This is a genomic window from Microcystis sp. LE19-10.1B (assembly GCF_027530565.1).
Classification (GTDB): domain Bacteria; phylum Cyanobacteriota; class Cyanobacteriia; order Cyanobacteriales; family Microcystaceae; genus Microcystis; species Microcystis aeruginosa.
The window spans coordinates 1-3,367 of the sequence record NZ_JAPZQM010000579.1 but is presented as its reverse complement, the minus strand read 5'-3'; the positions used below and the strand labels follow the sequence as shown (position 1 = coordinate 3,367).

1 protein-coding gene and 2 pseudogenes are annotated in these 3,367 nt (G+C 44.3%); 2 read left to right on the top strand and 1 reads right to left on the bottom strand.

The window, feature by feature from the left end; genetic code table 11:
- Together O9332_RS21050 and O9332_RS21045 are read left to right on the top strand one after the other, a co-directional pair.
- Positions 1–132: pseudogene (locus tag O9332_RS21050) on the top strand (IS630-like element ISMae24 family transposase); the annotation flags it as partial.
- 79 nt (positions 133–211) lie between these two features.
- Positions 212–3,247 (top strand): WD40 repeat domain-containing protein, encoded by a 3,036-nt coding sequence (locus tag O9332_RS21045; RefSeq protein WP_288027247.1) that lies wholly within the window; start codon positions 212–214, stop codon positions 3,245–3,247.
- Here the strand turns inward: O9332_RS21045 and O9332_RS21040 are convergent.
- Positions 3,244–3,367: pseudogene (locus O9332_RS21040) on the bottom strand (IS630 family transposase); the annotation flags it as partial. The gene O9332_RS21045 and the pseudogene O9332_RS21040 sit on opposite strands and share 4 nt — an antisense overlap.

Below are 3,367 nucleotides of genomic sequence, written 5' to 3'. Positions count from 1 at the left end.
GAAATATTATGGAGATTTTTAAAATATGAATGGATTGAATTTAGCGCCTATAAAGACCGAAAGAGCCTCCTCGCTTACGTTAAAAAAGTGCTGGACAATTTTGGAGGCGAGTATGTAATTAATTTTGCCTAGGTACTTATTAGCGGCATCACCGAGCATGGCACATCTAAGGATGACTGAGACTGTATTTTAATTAATCAGGATGGTTGATATGTCAGAACCAAGCGAAATTCAACAAAATATTACAGAAGCTCAATATGCTGCTACCTCTGGGACTGGCAATGCAACCATCACGATTACCAATTACTATTATCGAGAAGAAGCAAGAATAGCCCCTGCTGATTCTGCCGATGTTGCCGATGATAATCTGCCCTGTCCCTATCGTGGCTTGTTTCATTTTGGGCCAGGAGATGCAGAATACTTTTTTGGGCGCAAAAGCTTTATCACAAACCTATTTCAGGCAACCCAAACCCGTAATTTCATCCCCCTATTAGGTGCGTCGGGAAGTGGCAAATCCTCGGTAGTTTTTGCGGGATTAGTCCCTAAATTGCAACAAGAAGGTCACTGGCAGTTTACCCATTTTCGTCCCGGTTCTGACCCTTTTCATGCCCTAGCTTTGGCATTAGTTCCCCTTTATACAACTAATTTAAATGAGACAGAACGCCTCGCCCAAGCGCGTCAGTTAGCAAATTATTTGCGTGATGGCGACATTCCTTTAGCTGATGTTTTTGCCCAAATCCAACACAATTATCCCAGTGAACGGGTACTGCTAATTGCCGACCAATTTGAGGAACTTTATACCCTCTGTCCTGATGAAACAATCCGTCGTAATTTTCTCGATAAATTAACTACATTCCCCTTTGAAAGGGTAGGAATGGTGTTGGTATTAACTATGCGGGCGGATTTCTTGGGGAATGCTCTTTCCTATCGTCCCTTTGCCGATGTCTTACAAAATACTGACTTGAAATTGGGGCCGATGAACCGAGAAGAACTCACAGAAGTTATTGAAAAACCGGCGCAAAAATTGGGGGTGATATTGGAAGCGGGACTGGTGGAGCGCATCCTCGATGATGTGGAGAGTGAGCCGGGGAATTTGCCATTACTAGAGTTTGCCTTAACGGAATTGTGGCAGCGGCGACAGGGCCAACAGTTAACCCATCTGGCATATACAGAAATTGGCCAAGTGCAGGGTGCTTTGGCCCGCCATGCCAATGAAGAATATGACAAGCTGAGTGAGGCGCAACGGGAACAGGTGCGGCGCATTTTCATCCAATTGGTACGCCCAGGGGAAGGCACAGAAGATACGCGGCGGCTGGCGACAAAAGCGGAATTAGGGGCGGTAAATTGGGCGCTGGTGAAACAACTGGCGGATGCGCGTTTAGTTGTCACCAGTCGCAGTGAAGAGGCACAGGTGGAGACGGTGGAAGTGGTGCATGAAGCACTGATTCGCAATTGGGGGGAATTGCGGGGCTGGATGGATACAGACAGGGTTTTTCGCGCTTGGCAGGAGCGTTTGCGGGGGGCGATGGGGCAATGGCAAAAGACGCAGGGGGATGAAGGCTCATGGTTGCGCGGGGCGGCGTTGGCGGAGGCGGAAGAACAATTGAAGAAACGCCCAGAAGATATCAGCCAAAGTGAACAGGATTTTATCAGGCAGAGTCTCCAAGAGCGAGAGCGGATAAAACAAGCCGAAGCAGCCCGCAGGCGGCGGGAAATTAGAACCGCTTGGGGGATTGCGGCGGGTTCCTTGGTGGCGGTGGTAATTAGTACGGGATTGGGTTGGATGGCTTGGAAACAAACACAACAAGCGAAATACAATCAGGCTGAATCTATTGCTAGGCTTTCTTTATCTCTATTGAATGAAAATAAAGGATTAGAAGCTTTTGTACAAGCGATCAAAGCAGGAAAAATTTTGCAAAAACAACGTACAATTAATGCCGAAGTAATGGAGGCTTTACAGAAATCTCTTGTAACCGTAAGAGAATATAATAGCTTTAAGGGGTATGGTTACCTAATCTCCAGCTTAAGCTTTAGTCCAGATGGTAAGACTTTGGCTTCTAGTAGTTCTGACGGCACTATCAAACTTTGGAAGGTAGAAACTGGAGAAGAAATCCACACTCTCAATCTTGATAACTTTGCTAGTGATGGAATTGATAGTGTACGTTTTAGTCCAGACAGCAAAACTTTAGTTTCTGCTGGTAGAGTTATCCAACTCTGGAATGTAGAGACAGGCAAGGAAATCCGCACCCACATGGGGCGGGATGGGTATGTCGATGCCCGCATGGGGCATGATAAGGATATCAGTTTCAGCCCTGACAGCAAGACATTGGCTTCTAGCAGTGATGGCACGACTATCAAACTCTGGAATGTAGAGACAGGAAAAGAAATCCGCACCCTGAAAGGTGACGATAGTTCAGTCCAAAGTGTTAGTTTTAGTCTAGACGGTAAAATATTGGCTGCTGGTAGTGGTGACAAAACAATCAAACTCTGGGATGTAGAGACAGGAGAAAAAATCCGCACCCTAAAAGGTGATGATAGTTTAGCCCAAAGTGTTAGTTTTAGTCCAGACGGTAAGACATTGGTTTCTGGTAGTAATGACCGCACTATCAAACTCTGGGATGTAAAGACAGGAAAAGAAATCCTCACCCTACCAGGTCACTACGATGCTTTTGTCGAAAGTGTTAGTTTTAGTCCAGATGGTAAGACATTAGCTTCTGGTAGTGATGACGACACTATCAAACTCTGGGATGTAAAGACAGGAAACGAAATCCGAACCCTAAAAGGTCACGATAGTTCAGTCAAAAGTGTTAGTTTTAGTCCTGACGGTAAGACATTAGCTTCTGGTAGTGCTGACGGCACTGTCAAATTTTGGAAGGTAGAAAAAGATAAAGAAATACGCCTCCTAAAAGAGGACTATGGTTCGGTCGAAAGTATAAGTTTTAGTCCAGACAGTAATACATTAGCTTCTGGTGGTGATGACCGCACTGTCAAACTTTGGAATGTAGAAAAAGATAAAGAAATACGCCTCCTAAAAGAGGACTATGGTTCGGTCGAAAGTATAAGTTTTAGTCCAGACAGTAATACATTAGCTTCTGGTGGTGATGACGGCACTATCAAACTCTGGGATTTAAAGACAGAACAAGCAATTCAAATATTAAATCTTGGTCATGAATCTGTTGACTTTGGTTCGGATGGTAAGACATTAGCTTTTGTTCGTCCTGATGGCGCTAAGCTTTTACGCATTTAAGTTACATTGACAGCATTACCCTTATTTTTAAGTTTTCTACTCCATTTAATAATCAATCCCCCTTCATTTAAAAGCTGATTGACTACTTTTTCCAGTTCTTCTTTATTTTCAAATTCTCGA